Genomic DNA, 21,406 nt, shown 5'->3' on the forward strand with positions numbered 1-21,406 from the left:
GGCCAATTCGGATCATACATTACTAATCGATTGGATTTGCATTGATCCGCCCGACGGCATAGACTCGCCCTGGAGGAAAAGGATTGCCCAGACCGCCTCTCGAGGCGCCGGCATCCCCGGTTCCGAAGGGACCGATCGCGGCTGAGAAAAGCCGCTGGTTGGCCAAGGCCAAACGCTATGACGGCAATGGAGTTCCTGCCGGTTCTGTTCATGGTTACCGGGATAGTCCTGGTGGCGACGGCGACGCTTTTCGTCTCCTCGCTTCTGCGTCCGTCCAATCCCTATCCCGAAAAGAACGCCCCTTATGAATGCGGTATGGAAGCGGCGGGCGAGGCCGCGGGCGGCCGCTTCCGGGTTCCTTTCTTTATCCTCGCCATCCTCCTCGTGGTCTTCGATGTCGAAGCGATGTTCCTCTTTCCCTGGGCGGTGGTCCTGAAGGAGATCGGCATCGTCGGCTATATCGAGATGTTCGTCTTCATGTTGCTGCTGCTTGTGGGCTTCGCCTATGCCTGGCTGAAGGGGGCGCTGGAATGGCAGGAATAAACGACGCGATCCGCGACAGCGTACTGTTCACCACGGCCGACAGCATCATCGGTTGGAGCCGGAGGTCGGCCTTGTGGCCCGAAACCTTCGGCATTGCCTGCTGCGCCATCGAAATGATCTCGGCCGGCTGCGCGCGCTACGACCTCGACCGGTTCGGCGTGGTGTTCCGGCCTTCTCCGCGGCAATCCGACGTGATGATCATCGCCGGCACGGTCACGCGGAAATTCGCGCCCGTCGTGCGGCGGCTTTACGACCAGATGCCGGAACCGCGCTGGGTGATTGCGATGGGGACCTGCGCGATTTCGGGCGGGGTCTACAACACCTATGCCGTGGTGCAGGGATCGGAAACCTTCGTCCCCGTCGACGTGCATGTGCCGGGCTGTCCGCCGAGGCCGGAGGCGCTGATGCACGGCTTTCTCCTGCTTCAGGAGAAGATCAGGAGGTCCCGCGCCCTCACCGGGTCGCCGCTCGGACGGGTTGTAGCATCATGACCGGGGAGCGGCGTGTCGATCTCGCAGCGATCATCGGGAGCTTCGCGGGAGCAGTCGAGAATCTCGGCACTGCGCATGGTATCTGCGCCTTTGCCGTCCAACCGGAGCAGATCGTCGACTTCTGTCGGTTCCTGAAAGAACACCCGGTGCTTGAGTTCGATTTCCTCTCCGACATATGCGGCGTCGATCACTACCCCGAAACGCCGCGTTTCGAGACGGTTTACCACCTCTATTCGCTGAAGAACAAATGGCGCGTGCGCATCAAGTGCCGGCTCGGCGATCCACCGCGTGTTCCCTCTGTTGCGGGAGTCTGGCGAACTGCCAACTGGCATGAACGCGAGGCCTGGGACATGTACGGCATCCGTTTCGAGGGGCACCCCGATCTGCGCCGCATCTATATGTGGGAAGGCTTCGAGGGCTTTCCGCAGCGCAAGGATTTTCCCTTGAGGGGCTACAAGGACAAACTGAATCCCTTCGGTGCCGAGGGGCCGCCGCCGACGCAGCCGGACCTCGCCACCAGAGATATACCGCAAGGAGGCCGTCAGACGCCGGAGAGTTGAGATGACCGAAGTCACCGAGCTCATGAGGCCGGAAGGCGAAGCGCTCAATACCAAGGAGGTGCTTCTCAATCTCGGGCCGCAACACCCGAGCACCCACGGGGTTCTGCGACTCGTGCTCCAACTCGACGGCGAATATGTCGAACGCGTCGACCCGCATATCGGCTATCTGCACCGGGGCACCGAAAAACTGGCGGAGAGCTTCACCTATACCCAGATCTTCCCGCTGACCGACCGGCTCGACTATCTCTGTCCGCCTTCGAACAACCTGGCTTTCGCGCTCGCCGTGGAGAAGCTGCTCGGCATAGAGGCCCCGATCCGGGCGCAATATATCCGCGTGATGATGGCCGAACTCGCACGGATTTCCGGCCATCTCCTGATCACCGGCGCGCTGCCGATGGACCTGGGCGCCATGACGGCGCTGCTTTATGCCATGCGCGAGCGCGAAATGATCATGGACCTATTGGAGATGATCACCGGTGCGCGCATGCACACCTCCTACTGCCGCGTCGGCGGAGTACGCGAGGACCTGCCCGACGGGTTCGTTCCGAAGATCAGGGAGTTCTGCGAGATCTTCCCGAACAGGATCCGCGACTATGAGCGCCTGATAGAGAACAATCGGGTGTTTCTCAGCCGCACGCAGGGGATAGGCGTGATCTCCGCAAAGGACGCGATCGACCTCGGCTTGAGCGGGCCGAACCTGCGTGCCTCCGGCGTCGACTGGGATATCCGGCGCGACGAACCCTATGAAATCTACGATCGGCTCGATTTCAACGTCATCACGCGCGCGGAGGGCGATTGCTATGCGCGCTGGCTTTGCCGCGTCGACGAGATGCGCGAGAGTATCCGCCTTATCGAACAATGCATGGAGCAGATGCCGGAGGGGCCGTTTCAGGTCGATATCCCGACGATCGCCTTCCCCGTCGACAAAGAGCGCGTGCATTGCTCGATGGAGGCCCTGATCCAGCATTTCGATCTCTCCGCCTATGGCTTCGACGTACCGAAAGGCGAGGTCTATGCGGCCATCGAGGCGCCTAAAGGAGAACTCGGCTTCTACATCATTAGCGACGGATCGCCGAAGCCGTTCCGCATGAAGGTGAGGGCGCCTTCCTTCGTCAATCTTCAGGCGCTCTTCGGCGTCACCAACGCACGCTACCTCGCCGACATGATCGCCGTGCTCGGCAGTCTCGACCCGGTGATGGCGGAGGTGGACAAGTAGCAGGGAGGATCGGACGCGATGACCATGCGCGAAGAGATCGAGGCGGCGGCGGCGCGATACCCCGAACGGCGGTCGGCGATCATGCCCGCGCTCATGATCGCGCAGAAGGAGCATGGTCATCTGCCCGGGCCGGTGCTCGAAGACGTCGCCGAGATCCTCGGCGTCGAACGCGTCTGGGTCTATGAACTGGCGACCTTCTACACGCTCTTCCATACCGAGCCGATCGGCAGGTTCCACCTGCAACTCTGTGACAATGTCTCCTGCATGCTGTGCGGATCCGAGGCGCTGCTGAAGCATCTGGAAACGACACTGGGGATCAGGAAGGGCGAATCCACCCCGGACGGTGCGTTCACGCTTTCGACCGTCGAATGTCTCGGGGCCTGCGAAATGGCTCCGGTGATGCAGGTCGGCGACGATTACCACGGCAACCTCGATACCGCGCGGCTCGATGCGCTGCTGGAGAGCTTCCGCGCGGCTGAGCGGGCGGCGAACATCGAGCGCGCTGCTGCGCCGGCGCCAGGGGAGTAAGCCATGTTCGAGCCGGTCCTGCTCAGGAATGTCGATGTGCCGGACGGTCATCTGCTGTCGACCTATGAGGCCGGCGGCGGCTACCGGGCGCTCCGGAAGGCGCTCGGCGAATATACGCCGGACGAGATCGTCGACCTCGTCAAGGAATCCAACCTGCGCGGCCGCGGGGGTGCCGGGTTCCCGACGGGCATGAAGTGGAGCTTCGTGCCGAAAGCGGCCGGCAAGCCGAAATATCTTTGCTGTAACGCCGATGAAGGGGAACCCGGCACCTTCAAGGACCGCATCATCATGGAGCGCGACCCGCATCAGCTCATTGAGGGGCTGGCTGTCAGCGCCTATGCAATCGGGGCCGAGACGGCTTACGTCTACATTCGTGGAGAATATGTGACGGCTATTCGCCGTATGGAACAGGCGATCGCCGAGGCACATGAAAACGGCTATCTGGGCACCGGCATTCTCGGCTCGAACTTCAATTTCATGGTCTACATCCATCGCGGTGCCGGCGCCTATATCTGCGGCGAGGAGACCGCAATGCTCGAGTCACTCGAGGGCAAGCGGGCGCAGCCGCGACTGAAGCCGCCGTTTCCTGCCGTGGCCGGGCTCTACGCCAGCCCCACCGTCATCAACAATGTCGAGACGCTTGCCTGCGTGCCGCATATCGTGATGCGCGGACCGGGGTGGTTTCGCTGCATAGGGCCAGACAAGAGCCCCGGCCCGAAGCTCTACTGCCTCAGCGGTCAGGTTCGCAAACCCGGCCTCTACGAGCTGCCGATGGGCATATCGCTGCATGAACTCGTCGAGGAGCACGCCGGCGGACCCCTGCCGGGGCGAAAGGTCAAGGCGGTGATTCCCGGTGGGGTATCGGCACCGGTTATCCCGGCGAGCGAGCTCGAGGTGGGCATGGATTTCGACTCGCTTGCTGCCGCCGGCTCGATGCTCGGCTCGGCAGGCGTGGTCGTGATCGACGACTCCACCTGCATGGTCAAGCTCGCCACGCGGATCATCGAGTTCTTCCACCACGAGTCCTGCGGCAAGTGCACGCCATGCCGGGAAGGTTTGGACTGGGCCGTGAAAGTTCTGCGCCGCATCGAGGCAGGCGAGGGTGAAACCGGCGACCTGGAGCAGTTGGAGATGCTCTGCAAGGGTATTTTCGGCAACACGTTTTGTGCCCTGGGCGACGGTGCGGCCATGGGCTTGCGGGCCGCGCTCAAGCATTTCCGCGAGGAATTCGTCGTCCATATCGAAGAGCGGAGGTGCCCTTTCCACTGAAACGGGCACCCGGCCGGTCCGGGAGGAAGTATGGTCAAGGTCACGATCGACGAACAAATGCTGGAGGTCGAGGCAGGCTCCACCGTGCTCGCCGCCGCCGAGCGTCTGGGCATCGACATTCCCACCTTCTGCTATTGGAAGCGCCTGCCGCCACTCGCCTCGTGCCGCATGTGTCTGGTGGAGATCGAGGGACTGCGGCGGCTGCAGCCGGCCTGCGCGACCGTGGCATCGGACGGCATGGTGGTTCGGACAAATACGCCGCTGATCGAGGAAACGCGCTCGTCGATGCTCGACATGCTGCTCGCCAATCACCCGCTCGATTGCCCGATCTGCGACAAGGGAGGCGAGTGCGAACTTCAGGACATGGTCATGGCGTATGGGCCCGGCGAAAGCCGGTTCCGCGACCCAAAACGCGTGTTCCATTCGAAGGACATCCGTCTGAGCCCGGTCATCATCATGAATGTCAACCGGTGCATCCAGTGCCAGCGCTGCGTGCGAATGTGCGAGGAGGTTGTGGGTGCGGTGGCGCTAGGCACGGTGGAAAAGGGCATGGACACCGCCGTCACCGGTTTCGAGGGGAGTCTTGCGAGCTGCGACCAGTGCGGCAATTGCGTCGAGGTCTGCCCGGTCGGCGCGCTGATGAGTTTCCCCTATCGCTACCGGGCACGGCCCTGGGACCTCGCCGAGACCGACACGATCTGCCCGCATTGCGGCACCGGATGCCAGCTCACCGTCGGAGCGCGCAAAGGCGAGTTCATGCGGGTCCGCTCTGACTGGGAACATGGCGTCAATCGCGAAACGCTCTGCGTGCGCGGCCGCTTCGGCCTCGACTTCATCGAAAGCCGGGATCGCATCAAGCGGCCGATGATCCGCCGCGACGGCGCGCTGACGGCGGTGTCATGGGAGGAGGCGGGCGACTTTGTCCGCCGGCGCCTCGGTGTAATGGAGGGCATGGCCGCCGGCGGGCTCATCTCGCCGCGTCTGCCGAACGAGGTGCTCTACCAGTTTCAGAAACTGATGCGGACAGTGTTCCGCACCAATAACGTCGACTGCTCGTCGCGTTGGTCCACACCCCTCGACATCCTGGCGCCGCTGGTGGCAAGCTTTTACAGCCGCGGCCCTCTCGAACAGGTGATCGGCAAGGACTGCGTGCTCATCATCGGCGGCAACGTGACCGAGGAGAACCCGGTCACCGAATACCTCCTGCGCGATGCCGCGCGCCGGCGGCAGACCCGCCTGCTCATGCTTTCGGCGCGGCCATCGCGGCTCGATGCCGATGCCGGGGCTGTCCTTCGTGCCCATCCCGGCGGCGAGGCTCGGAGCCTTGCCGCGGTCGTGGCTGCTCTCGTGGCCGTGACCGATCAGGGCTTGCCGGGCGATATCCTTGCGATGACCAGCGGGACGATCACCGGGTCCGACGCCAATGACGCGTTGGGCCGTCTGGTTTCAACGCTGAAGGAAGGTCGGAGCGTCACCCTCCTGGTCAGCGTCGATCTGCTGAGATCACCGCTGGCGCGGGAGACGCTGCAGCAGCTGGGTAATCTTCTCCAACTCCTGCGCCTGCTCGGCAAGGGACCCTCGCTACAGTTTCTCTTCGATCGTGCCAATCAGATGGGTGCCTGGGACATGGGTGTTCTGCCCGGAGTTTTGCCGGGCCTTGGCCCTGTCGCCGATGAGGCGACGCGCACGGAGTTCGCACGGAGCTGGGGCGCGGAGATCCCCCGCGAACCGGGCGCCGATTTCGATGCGATGCTGGAACTCTGCGTAAACGGGCGGATGGGCGTCCTCTATGTGGTCGGAAGCGACCCGCTGATATCCTATCCCGACCGGGAGTTCGTCGAGCGCGCACTCGGTACCGCCAATCTTCTGATCGTGCAGGACGCGTTTCTGACCGATACGGCGGGACTGGCCGACGTCGTGCTGCCCGCAGCCGGTTACGGCGAAGAATCCGGCACCTTCACCAACAATGAGGGCCGGACCCAGGCGCTTCGAAAATTCCGCGAACCGGCTTTTGACGCCAGGAGCAATCTGGCGATCTTCGACTTTATCGCAGCGCTTCGGGAGCAGCCGCTGCAGCCATCGACCGAGACCGCCATCTTCGACGAGATGACCCGGTTGGTTCCCGCCTATGACGGCTTGACGCGGGAAGGGCTTGGTGCCGACGGTGCCTTCACCACGTCAGCCCCGCAGCCATGGGCAAGCGGGTTCTTCGCTCCTCCGTCTGCTCCTGGGGTGACGGACGTGCTCCAGCTGATCACCGGCAACTGCCTGTTCCACAATGGCTATGTTTCCGAGCGCTCGGAAACCCTGAATTCGGTTGCAGACGACCCGTTTATCGAAATGAGCGCTCAGGATGCCGCGCGACTCGGCCTTTCGGACGGGGATCAGATGCTCGTGCGGTCCGCCCGGGGCGAGCTGACGGCGAAGCTCAAGGTCAGCAGGCGCTTTCCGGACGGGCTCGTGTTCGTTCCCGAAAACTACCGCGCCCTGCGGCTCAACAGTCTGATGCGGCGGGGAGAGTATCCATGTCCGGTGGAGATTCGCGCCTGCGCGAGGCGCGCAGAATCCGCTCTGGAGGAAGACTCGGTCTGATTGCATCCGGATCTGCGGGGCAGAGGGGGTATTTGCTGCAGCCTTGCTGTTGATCGGGTCAACTCTAAGGCATGCGGCAGGCGTTTTCGTCAGCGATAGTTGGCTCCGCAAATGTAGTCGTGCATGTCCCGCTCCGCTTGCAATGCCTCTTCGAGCCGGTGTTTGACCACGTCGCCGATGCTGACCACGCCGACGGCATCGTTGCCGTCCATGACCAGCACATGGCGCGTGCGCCGCTCGGTCATGATCGACATCACGAAGGGCAGGAAATCCTCCGTCGAGCAGGTCGCGACAGTGCGGTTCATGATTTCTCCCACCCGCATCAGCGGTGCTTCGGTGCCGTACTCGGCCACGGCATGGCAGCAGTCCCGCTCCGAGAGCGTGCCCAGGCATTCTCCTGGCGAACGGCCGACGACGACGAAGCCGATATTCCTGTCGCGAAACAGCCGCAATACTTCGACCATCGTGTGGTCCGGCGTGACCGAGACGATTTCGGGAGACTTGCTTCCCAGGATTTGGCAGATGCTGCATCTGAGCCTCCAGTTCCTGCTTCGGCGCGACCCCGGCGCGCCTTCACTTTCGTCGAATATTCCGCCACCAATTGTACCCGCGCCGCTCGCTGGCCTGGACCAGAACATCCCGTTCGGTGTTCAGGCGCGCGGCGACGACACCGCCGCCGGTCATCGCCTTGCCCGGCTTGGCGAGCAGATCGTCACGGCCGATCACCAAGTCGCGCGAGGAGAAACTCGAAAATTCATATTGTTGGCCAAGAGCGATCGCGTCCGCCGGGCAGGCGTCCTCGCAGAGCCCACAGAAGAGACAGCGGGCCGTGTCGATCTCGAATTTGGCCGGGCGCCGGTTGCCCTTTTCATCCTCGTAGGGGACCACTTCGATGCAGTCGCAAGGACAGATCCGCGCGCAGAGCTCGCAGGCGACGCATTTGATCTCTCCCTCGGCGTCACGTTTGAGGAAATGGTGCCCGCGATAACGCGAATAGGGCAGCCACTTCTCCTTGTCCGGATATTGCATGGTGACGGGTCTGGAGAACATGTAGCCGAAGGTCAAAGCCAAACCATTCGCCAGATCGGCGAAGAAGGCCCAGCCGATCCATCTTCCAGCTTTGTCCAGTGCGTGCGACATGGCCGCCTCGCTGCGGCTCCTGAGAGTCGTCCTGCATGTCCGTGCCCGGAGCTTCCGGGCGGCATGCATCAAGAGAAAACAACACCGCTGATGATTATGTTCGCCAAAGACAGGGGAAGCAAGACCTTCCAGCCGATCGCCATCAGTTGGTCATAACGGTAGCGGGGGAAGGTGAAGCGGAACCACATGAACAAATAGACGAAGAAGGCAACTTTCAGCAAAAACCAGAGGAGCGGCGGCAGCGGGATGAGCACACCGTTCCAACCGCCGAAGAACAGGATCACGGTGAGGACCGACACCAGCACCATCACGACATATTCGCTGACCATGAACAGGGCGAAGCGGATGCCGCTATATTCGGTGTGGAAGCCGGCTCCCAGATCGCCTTCGGCTTCCGCGAGGTCGAAAGGAATTCGCTGCGCTTCTGCAAGTCCTGCGACGAAGAACACGAAAAATCCGATCGGCTGATAAACGATATTCCAGACGTCGGTTTGCGCCCGCACGATGTCGAGCAGGCTCATGGATTGCGCCAGCATGACGACGCCGATGACCGCGAAACCCATCGGAATTTCGTAGCTGATCATTTGCGCGCAGGTCCGCAGAGAACCAAGCACGGCATATTTGCTGTTGGCCGCCCAGCCGCCGAAGATGACGCCATAGACCTCCAGCCCGATCACCGCGAAGACGAAAAGCAGCGCTACGTTCAGGTTGGAAATGTAGAGCGTGATCTCGTTGCCGAGGACCGAAACGGTTTCGCCGAAGGGGATCGCGGCAAACACCACGAAGGGCGGGGCAAGCGCCAGGATCGGAGCCAGTTTGAACAGGAAGCGGTCGGCTTCGGCCGGGATATGATCCTCTTTGGTCAGGAGCTTGATCCCGTCCGCCACCGGCTGCAGCAATCCGTGCCAGCCCACGCGCATCGGTCCCATCCTCTGCTGCATGTGCCCGGCGATCTTGCGTTCCAACCAAGTCAGCGGCAGGGGCAGCAACAGCAGGATCGCGATCAGCAAGGCGACCTTGAAGACTATCACGCCGAGGGCGACGATAAGTTCCATGACTTTGCGTCCGTTGCCCAGCCCCGCGCGTGCTGTCGGACGCGCAAAGCACGATGTGGCACCTTGGATCGCTGCATGACATCATCCTTGGCGGCTAGGTACCTAAGGCAGCATGCAGCAGCGCGCTTTGCGCACCTGTCAGCCTCACGGTACAGCCGTCACGCTCCACTTGCAATGAGGCGGCAGGAACCGGCGCCGATCCGCGCGGTCGCTTGCTTCCTTGTTCACCCCCATTCTCCTACAACCACTTCCACACACAGAGGAGTCCTGCCATGAGCGAAGATGCCTTCAATATGTCGATCCGCAAGTTCCTGAAGGAGGTCGGAGTCACCTCGCAGCGAGAGATCGAGGAGACGGTGCGCAAGGGGCAGATCGCAGGCAAGACCTTGAAAGTCCGCATGACGCTGACGGCGGAAGGCACCGGCCTCAATCATGTAGTGGCGGGTGAGATCGAGCTGCCATAACTCGAAAACGGGAAGCCCGGCGTCCCCGCCACTTTGCCTTGAACGCTAGCTCGCCGCCCGGAATGGCTTTGCCAGCGACGCCGGGAAGTGCAGCGTCAGCAATTGGCGATTTTGCGAGATGATCACGAGGACTATGATAGTCGCGAGATAGGGAAGCGCCGAGAGCAGCTCCGAAGGGACCGCGATGCCGAGGGCCTGGCCCTGCAGCTGCAGGATCGTCATGCCGCCGAACAGCCAGGCGCCGATCAGGACGCGCAGCGGCCGCCATGTCGCAAAGACGACCAGTGCCAGCGAGATCCAGCCTTTGCCGGCCGTCATGTTTTCCACCCAGAGCGGCGTGTAGGCGATCGAGAGATATGCCCCGGCAAGGCCAGCCATCAGACCACCGAACAGCACCGCCAGATATCTGATCCTGATGACGGGATAGCCGATCGCGTGCGACGTTTCGGGCGACTCTCCGATGGTGCGCAAGATGAGGCCGCCCTTGGTGCGGTAAAGGAACCAGGTGATGAGGCCGAACATCGCGATTGCCAGATAGACCATCGGATCGAAGCGGAAGAACATCGGCCCGATCACCGGAATATCGGAGAGAAAGGGGATATGGACGCGCTTCAGCGCATCGATCGGCGCGCTGCCGAAACCGCGCCCGAGAAAGGCCGAAACCCCCGACCCGAATATGGCGAGCGCCAGGCCGGCAGCATATTGGTTGGTCAGGAACGTCAGCGCCAGCACCCCGAAGAGAAGCGAGGTGGCGGCACCGGCGAGTGCCCCGGCTGCGATGGCTACGGGCATCGGCAGGCCGGCGATCACCGCCCAGAAGGCGAAGGCCGCCCCCATCAGCATCATGCCCTCGAGGCCCAGGTTGAGCACGCCGGACTTCTCGACGACGAGCTCGCCAAGAGCTGCGAATATCAGTGGCGTCGCCGCGATAATGGTTCCGGTGAAAATGGCAGTGAAAAGATCCATCAGGCGTGCTCCGGAAGGCGAAGACGGTAGTAGATGAAGAAATCGGCGGCCAGCAGGAAGAACAGGAGGATGCCCTGGAAGATGCGGGTGAGCGCCGCCGGCAGGCCGAGGGTCATCTGGACGGTCTCGCCGCCGAGGAAGAGGAGCGACATCAGCAGTCCCCCGAGCACGATGCCGAAGGCGTTCAGCCGTCCGATGAAGGCGACGATGATGGCGGCAAAGCCGTAACCGGGCGAGATCTGGGGCGACAATTGTCCGAGCGGACCGGCCACTTCCGCCATACCGGCGATGCCTGCCGCCGCGCCGCCCGCAAGCAGCCCTGTCCAGACTGCGGAGGATTCGCGAAAGCCCGCATAGCGTGCCGCTAGGGGGGCGGCGCCGCTCACCGACATCTTGTAGCCGAGGAAGCTGCGATCGGTGAAGAGCCACATCATGACGACCGCCACGACCGTGATGAAGATCGACGGATTGAGCCGGTAGGCATAATCGAAAGGTTCGAACATCGCCGCCGCCGGCAGGAGCGCCGTTTGCGGATAGTTGAACCCGGCCGGATCGCGCCACGGGCCGTGGACCAGAAAGGACAGCAACAGCGTCGCGATATAGGTCAGCATGAGCGTGACGAGGATCTCGTTGGTGTTCATGCGGGCTCTGAGAAATGCCGGGATCGCGGCCCATGCCATGCCGGCGCCTGCGCCTGCGAGAAACATCAGGGGAATGAGGAGCGGGCTCTCGGGATCGGGGTAGAAGAGGCCCACGCCACAGGCTGCGACAGCGCCGATAATGAGTTGCCCCTCGGCGCCGATGTTCCAGATGTTGGCACGGAATCCGACGGCCAGTCCGCAGGCGATCAGGATCAGAGGCGAGGCCTTGAGCAGCCACTCCGAAAGGCCGTTGATGGAATTGATGGGCGCGACGAAGAAGGCGTACAGCGTCGCCAGCGGATCATAGCCGAGGGCGGCAAACAGTACGGACCCCGCAAGGAAGGTCAGCGCCGTGGCGATCACCGGAGCGGCGATCCGCATCTGCGCGGATGGTTCCTGCCTTTGTTCAATCCTCAAGGGCAACTTCGGTTCTCCTCGTTTCGCCATGTCCGACCCGGGTCATCAAGAGGCCGATCTCTTCGCGATTGGTTTGCTTTCTGATCAGTGGCGGCGAAACGCGGCCGTTGGAAATGACCAGCAACCGGTCGCAGATCTCGAACAGCTCATCGAGCTCTTCCGATACGACCAGCACCGCTGCGCCGGCGCGGCTGAGATCGACGAGCGTCTGGCGGATGAAGGCGGCTGCACCGACATCCACGCCCCAGGTCGGCTGGGACACGAGAAGAATCTTCGGTTCCAGGGTGAGCTCGCGCCCGACGATGAATTTCTGCAGGTTGCCGCCGGAGAGGCTCTGCGCGCTCGCTTGCGGTCCATTCGCCTTTACCTTGAAGCGCTCGATAACGCGCCTCGCGAAATCGCCGGCCCTCCTGCGGTCGACAAGGGCGTTGCGTACGAGGCCAGCCCGGTGGGCCGTCAGCACGGCGTTCTCCCACAGGGCGTGGGGCGGCACCGCGCCACGGCCGAGGCGTTCCTCCGGGACGAAGGCCATGCCGAGCTTGCGTCGTTCGCCGGCGCTGAGATGGCCGGACGGTCTGCCGCCGATGAGGATCGTCTCCGCACGCGGATGGGTCCGCTCGCCGCTCAACAGCGCGATCAACTCAGCCTGGCCATTGCCCGACACACCGGCCAGTCCGACGACCTCGCCGCCATGCACTTCGAGGGATACATCCGTCAGCTCGGTGCCGTACTTGTCCCGGGCGGGAGCGGACAGCCCGCGGACTTCCAGCAGCGGCTTGGCGCTGGGGGCCGAAGGGCTCACATGCATTTGCGGAAGCTGCGAGCCGACCATCATCCGGGCGAGCTCCAGCGATGTCGATTCCTTGGGTTTTGCCGTGCCGGTCACCTTGCCGTTGCGCAGCACCGTGGCGGTGTCGCAAAGTTCCTGCACTTCATCGAGCTTGTGGCTGATATAGACGATGCTGCAGCCTTCGCTTGCCAGTTGGCGAAGCGTTTCGAAGAGCTTCACCACGGCTTGCGGCGTAAGCACCGAGGTCGGCTCGTCCAGGATCAAAAGCTTGGGTGACTGCAGGAGGCAACGTACGATCTCCACGCGTTGCCGCTCGCCGACGGAGAGATCGTGCACCCTGCGGTGCGGATCGATGGGCATGCCGTAGCGCGCCGACAAGGCCTTGATCTCAGCCGCGAGCCGGTCGAGATCGAAAGTGCCTTTGACCGCCAGGGCGATATTCTCGACCACCGAGACGGATTCGAATAGCGCGAAATGCTGGTAGACCATTTCGATCCCGAGCGAGCGCGAGATTGCGGGATTGTGCGCCTCGATCCGTCTGCCGTCGCAATAGATCTCGCCCGAGTCGGCTTGAGCTGCGCCATAGATGATCTTCATCAGCGTCGATTTGCCGGCGCCGTTCTCTCCGAGGACGGCGTGTATCTCTCCCGGCAGGATCGACAGCGAGACGGCGTCGTTCGCGACGGTACCGGGATAGCACTTGGTAATGCTGCGCAGTTCGAGGCGGGGGATCATGGCCGCTCCTGCCGTGGTTGTGCGTTGGCGACGACGTGGCCGCGACGCGGATTGCGCCGCGGTCACGCCGATTTCAGGACCCGGCTCAGCTGAGCTTGCCGATCATCCCCCTGACGAACCAGTTCATCCCGCGGATGTCGCTGTCCGAAAGAACCGACCCGGCAGCGACCTTGACGTTGCCGTCCTGGTCCTTGAGCTCGCCGGCATAGGGATGGATCTTGCCCGCTGCGATATCGGCTTCGAGCTGCTTCAATTTGGCCCGGACGTCGGCAGGGATCGCCTCGTTATAGGGGGCCATCTTGACGACGCCGGCGGCAAGCCCGTCCCAACGCGCCTCAGCCTTCCAGCTGCCTTCCGCTACGCCCCTTGCGGCGCGCAGATACTCACTTGACCAGTCGAGGGTAAAGGCCGTGAGTTGCTTGCCCGAGCCGAACTTGGCCATGTCGCTGGCGTAGCCGATCGACCAGGCGCCGCCTTCACCGGCCACCTGTACGCCGGTTGCCGTATCGGTCATCGAACAGATGACGTCACAGCCTTGCGACAGGAGCGTGTTGGCCGCTTCCTTCTCCTTGCCCGGGTCGAACCAGGAGTTGAGGAAGATGGCGTTGCAGGTGACCTGCGGATTGACGCTCTGCGCGCCGAGAAGAAGCGCGTTCGCCGGCCCGACAATGTCGGGGATCGGGAACCCGCCGACGAAGCCGATCTTGCCGGACTTGCTCATATGCCCGCCGGCCGCGCCCGCGACGAAGGTGCCCTCGTAATATTTGGCCTCGAACGTGCCGAGGTTCGCGCGGTGCACGATGCCCGAACAGTGCTCGAACGCCGTCTTGGGGAAGCGCGGCGCCACCTTCTGCATCGGCGTGCCGTGCGAGAAGCTGGTCCCGAAAATCAGCTGATTTCCGGAGGCGGCGAGCTCGCGGAACACGCGTTCGGCATCCTGGGGCATGAAGATGTTGTCAATGACCGTTATGGCGACCTTGTCGCCGAATTCCTCCCTGATCGCGTCGACGCCCAGGCTGTGCTGTTTGGTCCAGCCGATCTCGGCGATCGGCGAGACGTAGACGACGCCGATCTTTAACGGCTCCTCTGCGCTCGCGAAGCTGGCAAGGCTTCCGGTTCCCAGTGCCACACCGGTCGCGCCGGAATATCGAAGGAATTGTCGTCTGGTCAGGTTGAACATGGCAGTAACCCCTTTGTCGGTTCGTGTCGTTTCTCCGGCTTGTGGCCGCCGGATCTATTTCGTGGCGTGGACGTGGCGGCGAGCGACGGCCCCCCCGCTTTCTCCCGTTTTCTTGCGTGGCGCCGGCTTGGACGCCTCATCGGCTTTGCCGTCGAGATACGGCTGCAGCGCCTCCCGCGGCGTCAGCTCCGGAAAGACCTGCCGATCCATGATATAGCCGCGCACGACGCTGCGGTGATGGGTGTCGATCAACTCCATGACAGGCTTCAGCCGGCCCTTTTCGAGCAGGTCGATCACGCGCTGGTGGTCGTCCAGCAGATTGCAATAGTCGAAATCGGCGGAGATCAACGAGCGCAGGAGCGTGGTGCGCCGCACGAGCTGCGCGTGAATTTCCTGCATGACCTTGTTACGGCTGAGGCGGACGAAGAGAGTATGAAATTCCTGGCCGAGAACGTCGGCAAGCGCGTCGTTGCCGGATGCGACGGCCTGGCGCTGCCGCTCGACGTGCTGGCGCAACTCGGCGAAGCCGGCGGGCCCCAGCCGGTCGCAGAGCTGGGCGGCGACGCCCTGTTCCACGAGCGTCAGCGCGTCGTAGATCTCCATCGCTTCTTGCATGCTTGGGCGTGCGACGAAGGCGCCGCGATTGCGCTCGATCTGCGCCAGCCCGTCGTCGGCAAGCCTGATCAGCGCCTGGCGGATGACGATGCGGCTGACCTCGAAGATTTCGGCCAGTTCGCGCTCACCGAGCTTGCATCCGGGTACGAGCCGGTGATCGATGATCGCCCGGGTCAGGATGTCGGCAATCGCCTGCGAACGGCTGCTCATGACAGGTCTCTCCATCTCCCGCAGAAAAATCTGCGGGACGGTCGCACCGGAGCATTGCACGGCCGCATATCCGGCGTTACGAATTCCATATCGGTATTCAATCAAATCAAGCTGTCAATCAAAAAACGCATTTTGCCATGCAATTTTTTGTTGATTGGTATCCAATCTTGTGGTTCCAATGAGTCCATCACGGAGCTAGGTTCATGGGGAAGTGCTAGCCAGGGAGGATGCGATGAGCAGAACTGCCCTTTGTAGCGATCGAGTTCTTCTTAATGATTGCCATGTCCACGCGGACCTGACGTCGTCGGCCGCGCCCCTTTACCCGCGCCTGATCGCTGACCTCGCCGCCCAGTGTCGTGGGTGGCTATCGCCATCAGGTGGTTCGCGGCAGTAGCGGCGAGCCGGTGAATTCCGACAGCCGTTACGGTTTCCAACCGCTTGATGACCAGACGCCATTCACGGAGATGAACGACATGAGCCCGACCAAATGCCAGGACCAGGTGGTTCTCGATCTGTGGCACCCGCTGGCGGCGGTGGACGAGGTGCCGGCGGGGACGGTTCAGGAAACCGTGCTGCTCGAGGAGCGCATCAGCTATGTTTCGGATGGCGAGGGCAAGGCGGCCGTCTGGCGTTCGCGCCCGGAGCTCCCTGCCGGCAGTCCGGTCGATATCGGCCTGCTCGGCGGCTGTCTACCGATCAAGCTTGCCTATGGCTATATCTGGACCTCGCTGGGGACGCCGCCCGCCGAGCTGTTTCCCATTCCCGAATATGCGGAGGCCGATCGGCGCAGGCTCAATGCCGCCACCATCGGAGTCAATGTTTCGGCACCCCGCGCTATCGAGAATTTCCTCGACATGGGCCACTTTCCTTATGTCCATACCGATATTCTGGGAGCCGAACCCCATACGGAGGTCAAGGAATACGACGTCGAGCTTTCGGTCGAGCGCGACGAGATCGTCGCCACGCGCTGTCGCTTCTTCCAACCGATGGCCTCGACCGCATCCACCGGCGGAGCCGATGTGGAATATATCTATCGGGTGCCGCATCCCTATTGTTCGGTGCTGTACAAATCCAGTCCCATCGACGAGAGCCGCCTCGACGTCATTGCCGTTTTCCTTCAGCCGGTCGATCAGGAGCATGTCCGCGCGCATATGATGCTCTGTGTCCTCGACGAAGAGAACGAAGACAAGGTGATCAAGCGCTTCCAGCAAACCATTTTCGGCCAGGACAAGCCGATCCTGGAGAACCAGTTTCCGAAGCGTTTGCCGCTCGACCCGCGGGCCGAGACGCCGATCCGCGCCGACAAGTCGGCGATCGCCTACCGCCGTTGGCTCAGCCAGAAGGGCGTGACCTACGGGGTCATCCCGGCCGCCACCTGACGTTTCAGAATTCTGGAGAGAACGATGCTCGATACCGCCAAGACCAGATGGCATCCCGTTGCCGCGTCCTATGATCTGCCGTTCCGCCACGTCTTCCACGCCCAGTTGCTCGGCCGCGAGTTCGCCGTCTGGCGTGCCGACGACGGCTACGTCAATATCTGGGAGAACCGATGCCTGCACCGCGGCGTCCGCCTCTCTATCGGCATCAACGATGGCCGCGAGTTGAAGTGTCAGTATCATGGCTGGCGCTATTCCAACCGCACCGCCGGCTGTACCTATATTCCGGCGCACCCGGCCGACGCTCCGGCCCGAACCATTACCAACCGTACCTTTGCGGGCGTCGAGCGCTATGGCCTCGTGTGGTCGGCGGAGGAGCCTCAAGGGGACGTGCCGGACGTTGCAGGCCTTGCCGAAGGCGATCTTCTCACCCTTCGCGGCATTCCGGTCAACGCGCCGGCCGATGTCGTGGTGGCGGCGCTGACGGGCTATCGCTTTCAGCCGAACGGCTGCCTGGAAGGCACAGCGGCAGATATGTCGCTTAAGGCGAGCGACGGCTTCTCGGTGGCGCTCACGGCCCGCGAAGACGGCGCCGAGACGCTGGCCGTCTTCTTCGTCCAGCCGGTCGACTCCAACCGTTCGGTCATCCGCGGCGTACTCGACGGCTCGCCGCGCGGCGCCGAACGGATCGCCGTTCTGCGCCATCACAACGAGCGGCTTTCGAAGCTTCGTGAGATCGTCGAGCGCGAGGCGGCCGCCGCACCGCAGCCGGCGCCGCTCGAGCCGGTGATCGAGCGCGTCTCGCCGGAACTTGCGGAGATGCCGGAACTGACCTCTCACGGCCGCAAGGCGACGGTCCGTGTAATGGTCGCGCGGAAGTGGATGGCTGCCGAGGGCATCGCGGCGTTCGAGCTTCGCCCGGTCAAGGGCCTGCTGCCGACTTTCCAGCCCGGCGCCCATATCGACGTTCACTTGCCGAATGGCCTCATCCGGCAATATTCGATCACCAATGGCCCGGGCGAAAGCGACAGCTACGTCATCGGCGTCAAGCTGGAGCGGGATTCGAAGGGCGGCTCGCTCTGCATGCACGAGACGCTCCGCGAGGGCGACGTCCTGGCGATTTCGGAGCCGCGCAACAATTTCCCGCTGCGCCGCGATGCCGAGAAGACGATTTTCGTCGCCGGCGGCATCGGCGTCACGCCGCTGATTGCCATGGCACAGGCCCTCAAGAACCAGAACCTGGACTTCGCCTTCCACTACTTCGCCCAGAACCAGGAACAGCTCGCCTTTCCGGAAAAGACCGCTCTCCTCGGCGAGGCGCTGAAGCCTCACCTCGGACTCCGCCCGGACGCGACTGCCGCCGAGCTCGAGGGCATTCTTTCCGGGTATCGGCTCGGCATGCACCTCTATCTCTGCGGTCCGGGGCCAATGCTCGAGGCGGCCCGCCGGATCGCGGCAGATCGCGGCTGGCCGGAAACGGCGGTGCATTTCGAATATTTCAAGAACACCAACACGATCGACGACAGTTCGAGCTTCGAGGTGGCGCTTGCGCGCTCCTGCGTGACGTTGAAGGTCCCCGCCGGCAGGACGATCCTGGAGGTGATGCGCGAAGCCGGCATCGACATGCCGTCGTCCTGCGAGCAGGGCGCCTGCGGCACCTGTCTTGCGACCGTGATCGAGGGTGAGCCCGATCACCAGGACGTCTACCTCAACGATGCCGAGCGCAGGTCCGGCACCAAGATCATGACCTGCGTGTCGCGCGCCAAATCCGCGCGCCTCGTCCTCGATCTCTAGGAGCTGCCGGATGATCACCCTCTACGATTACGAACTCTCGGGCAATTGCTACAAGCTCAGACTTCTGATGAGCATGCTCGCCATCGAGTACAAGACGGTACCGGTCGATTTCTATCCCGGCCGCGAACACAAGTCGGATTGGTTCCTGAAGCTCAATCCGCTTGGACAGCTGCCGGTGATCGAGGATGAAGGACTGGTGCTGCGCGACGCGCAGGCGATCCTCGTCTATCTCGCCTCCAAATATGATCCCTCCGGCACCTGGTACCCGCGCAGCGATCCGGCGCTTCTCGGCGAGATCGGCCAATGGCTCGCCTTTGCGGACGGCATCACCGGCACGGCTTCAGCCGCGCGTCTCCATGACGGCCTGTTCTACGATCTGGACGTCGAGGCGGCTCGGGCCGGCGCTCACAGGCTGTTTCGCATCCTCGACGAGCATCTCTGGTTCGGCGAGCAGGAAGGGCGTGACTGGATATGCTCGGCGCCGCATCCGACCGTGGCCGATATCTCCTGTTTCCCCTACATCATGCTTTCGGAAGAGGGGGCATTCCCGGCAGGATTATCCGGCAATCCGTCGTTGGTGCGATCGCCTCAAGCGGATCAAGGGCTTCACGGTCATGTCGGGTGTGTTCCCGGCCGGGCCGGCGCGTGTCGCTTAGAGAGAACCGCCGCGGCGCCGGCATCGTCGTCGATCCCGGCCCCAGGGGATGCCATGGGTAGGCCGTATCCCCTGCGCCTTCCGATATGTCGCTTGGCATGCGATAGCTTTTGTTGACGCGGACCTGCCTTAAGTAGCGTGCCGGCGTGATGTCGATATCGAGCACGTTCATGATTTAGGTCGACCCGACCTAAATCATCGTGATCTACTGCGGAACGGTGCCTTAAAGCAGGAGACGGAGAATGCCCGATCATCACGGAGAGGACCACTGGAGGAACAACGGCGTTCGCGTCATCAAGGGTGACCAGCTCGACGCCAACACGGCTCAGACGCCGGGCATGTATCGGCAGGCGGCCATCAACCATGCCCGCGTCGGCGCCCAGAAGATCTGGGCCGGAACGGTTGCGATCGAGCCCAATGCCAAGACCGGCGTGCATCATCACGGGCCGCTTGAAAGCGTGATCTTCGTGCTTCGCGGCAAGGCGCGCATGCGTTGGGGCGACAGGCTCGAATATGTCGCCGAAGCCGGACCCGGTGATTTCATCTACGTGCCGCCATACGTGCCGCACCAGGAAATCAATGCGGATCCGGAAAATCCGCTCGAATGCGTGCTGGTCCGGTCCGATAACGAGGCGGTCGTGGTCAACATCACCGATGTCGATCCGGTCGAAAAGCCAGAGGAAGTCTACTGGGTGGATCCGATCCACAAACATCCCGGCTGACCCGGGTTTTTTCCAGGGCGTCCTCTACCTCATCTCTCTTTCTGTGCTTGTCACAGAGATGAGAGCAGCGCCGCGTCTGCGGCGCGGGAAGCGTTCTTTCAGCCCAAGGACTTGGTCTGGCTGGATCCCTGTGACGAGGGGAAACCAAACAGGCCGCGGCGGGTATCCCGAATCTCAACAGGCCTTAGAGCACTTCCAGACCAAAGCAGGGGCACTGTCCAAGTGCGGGCCCCTCGGCGAGGCCTGCGAAGGTGCGCACTTCTAGGCAGCGTCGATATCCGTTTTCGAGAAATCATCGCCTTTGAACAGAAGAGGAAGACGGTATTCCTTGGCGCAGGCATAGGAGAAGCAGTCACCAAAATTCAGTCGCGCCGGGTGCGCGACAAAACGGCCATAGTTGCGAGCCGCTTCAATGGCCTTGTCATGTAGGGAGCCACTCACGGACACTTCGCGCGCGCCGATCGTCTCCATGAACTTCGCTACGTCCTCTTGAACCCCATCGATCAACTCGGGTGGAGTAGGGGCCTGATCGCCGAACTGCGAGATCGAGACTATCCGGGCTAAGCTGATCACCGCCTCGAACATCGATAGCGCCGAGTAAATCTTAGGATTTTCCGACATTTCGATTTTGGCGAGGAGGTAACCTGCTTCTTCTTCACCAGCCAGGATGGCCACGATTGCCGACGCGTCCAAGAACATCATATCTCCCACATGTCGTCGGTAAATTTCTTCATGTCGAAGTCCGGCTTGTTAGGCCCCATCTTGGCTCGCACACTGTCCTGAATTTTCCTGACGCGCTCTTTTAGCGGCACTACTTGTTCCGCTCGCGCCAACTCATTTTCCAGAGCGCGTCTGACCGCTTCGGTCTTCGTCGGGGCTTTGGTGACCTGCTGCACTTTCTTTGCCAGCGCATCGACATCGTCGTCGCGAATGTAGAGAGACAAGACCTGTTCCTCGTGTATATGTAGTGTGGAATATTCGAATATATTAGTTGGAATATACGTTAAGTGCAAGGATCAGGGCGCATCCGCCTCTCCAATCGGCTTTCGGTCAGACGCGAAGAGAATGGTGAGGAGCGTCGCCCGCTCGTTTCTGCTAAGCTCGAAAACGTATGGTCTTTGACCAGCAAACCACGGCAAAGGCGGGGCTTCCAATGAGCGATCCAAAACCCGAACGGCTCCACCTTACCTTGGCTGAGCTGATCAGCGAACAAATTGAGCAGCGGAATGCAACAGAGCTGCGAGCCGTGCTGTCAACCGGAAACGAAATCACGATGCATGGACGGTTCACGGTCGGCAGTGACTTCATAATCTACAGAACCGCAAAGGATGGTAGCGGCAAATGGGCGATGACTCCCTTTGCTCATATCGTCCAGCTGGCAATCTAGTCTATTTTCAGATCCGGGTCATGCGTGAGGGCATCGCGCCTGTTCTACAGTGCCGCCTTC

Annotated in this window: 22 protein-coding genes and 1 pseudogene; 13 read left to right on the forward strand and 10 right to left on the reverse strand. The window is 62.2% G+C overall.

The window, feature by feature from the left end:
• Positions 1-177 precede the first annotated feature (177 nt).
• Genes N0Q91_RS22150 through nuoG form a run of 7 tightly spaced genes read left to right on the forward strand, consistent with a single transcriptional unit; the run spans position 178 to position 7,199 of the window.
• The gene (locus N0Q91_RS22150; protein ID WP_026168746.1) at positions 178-543 is read left to right on the forward strand and encodes an NADH-quinone oxidoreductase subunit A; all 366 of its coding nucleotides are present in this window, start codon (positions 178-180) and stop codon (positions 541-543) included.
• Positions 531-1,034, forward strand: coding sequence for a NuoB/complex I 20 kDa subunit family protein (gene nuoB, locus N0Q91_RS22155; RefSeq protein ID WP_102763235.1), 504 nt, complete (start codon positions 531-533; stop codon positions 1,032-1,034). The genes N0Q91_RS22150 and nuoB overlap by 13 nt, the downstream gene beginning before the upstream one ends.
• Positions 1,031-1,594: an NADH-quinone oxidoreductase subunit C gene (locus N0Q91_RS22160; protein WP_275598245.1), complete on the forward strand. Its 564-nt coding sequence runs from the start codon at positions 1,031-1,033 to the stop codon at positions 1,592-1,594. Before nuoB ends, N0Q91_RS22160 begins: the two co-directional genes overlap by 4 nt.
• 1 nt (position 1,595) lies before the next feature.
• Positions 1,596-2,810 (forward strand): NADH dehydrogenase (quinone) subunit D, encoded by a 1,215-nt coding sequence (gene nuoD, locus N0Q91_RS22165; protein ID WP_275598246.1) that lies wholly within the window; start codon positions 1,596-1,598, stop codon positions 2,808-2,810.
• An 18-nt stretch (positions 2,811-2,828) separates the two neighbouring features.
• Entirely contained in the window at positions 2,829-3,338 is a 510-nt protein-coding gene (nuoE, locus tag N0Q91_RS22170) for an NADH-quinone oxidoreductase subunit NuoE (protein ID WP_275598247.1), read from the forward strand.
• A gap of 3 nt (positions 3,339-3,341) precedes the next feature.
• A complete protein-coding gene (nuoF, locus tag N0Q91_RS22175; RefSeq protein ID WP_275598248.1) occupies positions 3,342-4,607 on the forward strand; it encodes an NADH-quinone oxidoreductase subunit NuoF in 1,266 nt (421 codons plus the stop codon).
• Between the two features lie 30 nt (positions 4,608-4,637).
• Positions 4,638-7,199, forward strand: a complete 2,562-nt coding sequence (gene nuoG / locus N0Q91_RS22180; RefSeq protein WP_275598249.1) for an NADH-quinone oxidoreductase subunit NuoG — start codon at positions 4,638-4,640, stop codon at positions 7,197-7,199.
• A gap of 89 nt (positions 7,200-7,288) precedes the next feature.
• Here the strand turns inward: nuoG and N0Q91_RS22185 are convergent, their stop codons facing one another.
• The 3 genes from N0Q91_RS22185 to nuoH form a co-directional block, all read right to left on the reverse strand.
• Positions 7,289-7,837, reverse strand: a complete 549-nt coding sequence (locus N0Q91_RS22185) for a CBS domain-containing protein (protein ID WP_275598250.1) — start codon at positions 7,835-7,837, stop codon at positions 7,289-7,291.
• Positions 7,773-8,339 carry an NADH-quinone oxidoreductase subunit I gene (locus N0Q91_RS22190; protein WP_102763229.1) on the reverse strand — a complete coding sequence of 189 codons (567 nt, stop codon included), beginning with the start codon at positions 8,337-8,339 and terminating at the stop codon, positions 7,773-7,775. The genes N0Q91_RS22185 and N0Q91_RS22190 overlap by 65 nt, the downstream gene beginning before the upstream one ends.
• A 68-nt stretch (positions 8,340-8,407) precedes the next feature.
• On the reverse strand, positions 8,408-9,394 hold the full coding sequence (gene nuoH / locus N0Q91_RS22195) for an NADH-quinone oxidoreductase subunit NuoH (protein WP_018096347.1): 987 nt from the start codon (positions 9,392-9,394) through the stop codon (positions 8,408-8,410).
• 272 nt (positions 9,395-9,666) lie between these two features.
• On the opposite strand from nuoH, the gene N0Q91_RS22200 reads away from it, so the two are divergent.
• On the forward strand, positions 9,667-9,858 hold the full coding sequence (locus N0Q91_RS22200; RefSeq protein ID WP_275598251.1) for a DUF6494 family protein: 192 nt from the start codon (positions 9,667-9,669) through the stop codon (positions 9,856-9,858).
• Between the two features lie 45 nt (positions 9,859-9,903).
• On the opposite strand, the gene N0Q91_RS22205 is transcribed toward N0Q91_RS22200, so the two are convergent.
• From N0Q91_RS22205 to N0Q91_RS22225, 5 genes are all read right to left on the reverse strand, one after another.
• Positions 9,904-10,824, reverse strand: a complete 921-nt coding sequence (locus tag N0Q91_RS22205) for an ABC transporter permease (RefSeq protein ID WP_275598252.1) — start codon at positions 10,822-10,824, stop codon at positions 9,904-9,906.
• Complete coding sequence (locus tag N0Q91_RS22210; RefSeq protein WP_275598253.1) at positions 10,824-11,888, reverse strand: ABC transporter permease; 1,065 nt, start codon at positions 11,886-11,888, stop codon at positions 10,824-10,826. Before N0Q91_RS22210 ends, N0Q91_RS22205 begins: the two co-directional genes overlap by 1 nt.
• Positions 11,872-13,407: an ABC transporter ATP-binding protein gene (locus N0Q91_RS22215; RefSeq protein ID WP_102763225.1), complete on the reverse strand. Its 1,536-nt coding sequence runs from the start codon at positions 13,405-13,407 to the stop codon at positions 11,872-11,874. Before N0Q91_RS22215 ends, N0Q91_RS22210 begins: the two co-directional genes overlap by 17 nt.
• An 85-nt stretch (positions 13,408-13,492) precedes the next feature.
• A complete protein-coding gene (locus N0Q91_RS22220; protein WP_275598254.1) occupies positions 13,493-14,587 on the reverse strand; it encodes a BMP family ABC transporter substrate-binding protein in 1,095 nt (364 codons plus the stop codon).
• A gap of 54 nt (positions 14,588-14,641) precedes the next feature.
• Positions 14,642-15,412: a GntR family transcriptional regulator gene (locus N0Q91_RS22225; protein ID WP_275598255.1), complete on the reverse strand. Its 771-nt coding sequence runs from the start codon at positions 15,410-15,412 to the stop codon at positions 14,642-14,644.
• 473 nt (positions 15,413-15,885) lie between these two features.
• On the opposite strand from N0Q91_RS22225, the gene N0Q91_RS22230 reads away from it, so the two are divergent.
• The 4 genes and pseudogenes from N0Q91_RS22230 to N0Q91_RS22245 all read left to right on the forward strand — a co-directional run bounded on the left by N0Q91_RS22230 (position 15,886) and on the right by N0Q91_RS22245 (position 19,959).
• Complete coding sequence (locus N0Q91_RS22230; RefSeq protein WP_275598256.1) at positions 15,886-16,791, forward strand: aromatic ring-hydroxylating oxygenase subunit alpha; 906 nt, start codon at positions 15,886-15,888, stop codon at positions 16,789-16,791.
• Positions 16,792-16,815: 24 nt separating this feature from the next.
• Positions 16,816-18,582 carry a Rieske 2Fe-2S domain-containing protein gene (locus tag N0Q91_RS22235; protein ID WP_275598257.1) on the forward strand — a complete coding sequence of 589 codons (1,767 nt, stop codon included), beginning with the start codon at positions 16,816-16,818 and terminating at the stop codon, positions 18,580-18,582.
• A 10-nt stretch (positions 18,583-18,592) separates the two neighbouring features.
• Positions 18,593-19,238: pseudogene (locus N0Q91_RS22240) on the forward strand (glutathione S-transferase).
• Positions 19,239-19,479: 241 nt separating this feature from the next.
• Positions 19,480-19,959, forward strand: a complete 480-nt coding sequence (locus N0Q91_RS22245) for a cupin domain-containing protein (protein ID WP_275598258.1) — start codon at positions 19,480-19,482, stop codon at positions 19,957-19,959.
• Positions 19,960-20,220: 261 nt separating this feature from the next.
• On the opposite strand, the gene N0Q91_RS22250 is transcribed toward N0Q91_RS22245, so the two are convergent.
• The gene (locus tag N0Q91_RS22250; RefSeq protein ID WP_275598259.1) at positions 20,221-20,658 is read right to left on the reverse strand and encodes a type II toxin-antitoxin system VapC family toxin; all 438 of its coding nucleotides are present in this window, start codon (positions 20,656-20,658) and stop codon (positions 20,221-20,223) included.
• On the reverse strand, positions 20,658-20,903 hold the full coding sequence (locus N0Q91_RS22255) for a type II toxin-antitoxin system VapB family antitoxin (protein ID WP_275598260.1): 246 nt from the start codon (positions 20,901-20,903) through the stop codon (positions 20,658-20,660). Before N0Q91_RS22255 ends, N0Q91_RS22250 begins: the two co-directional genes overlap by 1 nt.
• Before the next feature lie 209 nt (positions 20,904-21,112).
• On the opposite strand from N0Q91_RS22255, the gene N0Q91_RS22260 reads away from it, so the two are divergent.
• Entirely contained in the window at positions 21,113-21,346 is a 234-nt protein-coding gene (locus N0Q91_RS22260; RefSeq protein ID WP_345774934.1) for a hypothetical protein, read from the forward strand.
• The last annotated feature ends 60 nt before the right edge of the window (positions 21,347-21,406 follow it).

The sequence above is a fragment of the Sinorhizobium prairiense genome (assembly GCF_029201645.2).
Taxonomy (GTDB): Bacteria; Pseudomonadota; Alphaproteobacteria; order Rhizobiales; family Rhizobiaceae; genus Sinorhizobium; species Sinorhizobium meliloti_A.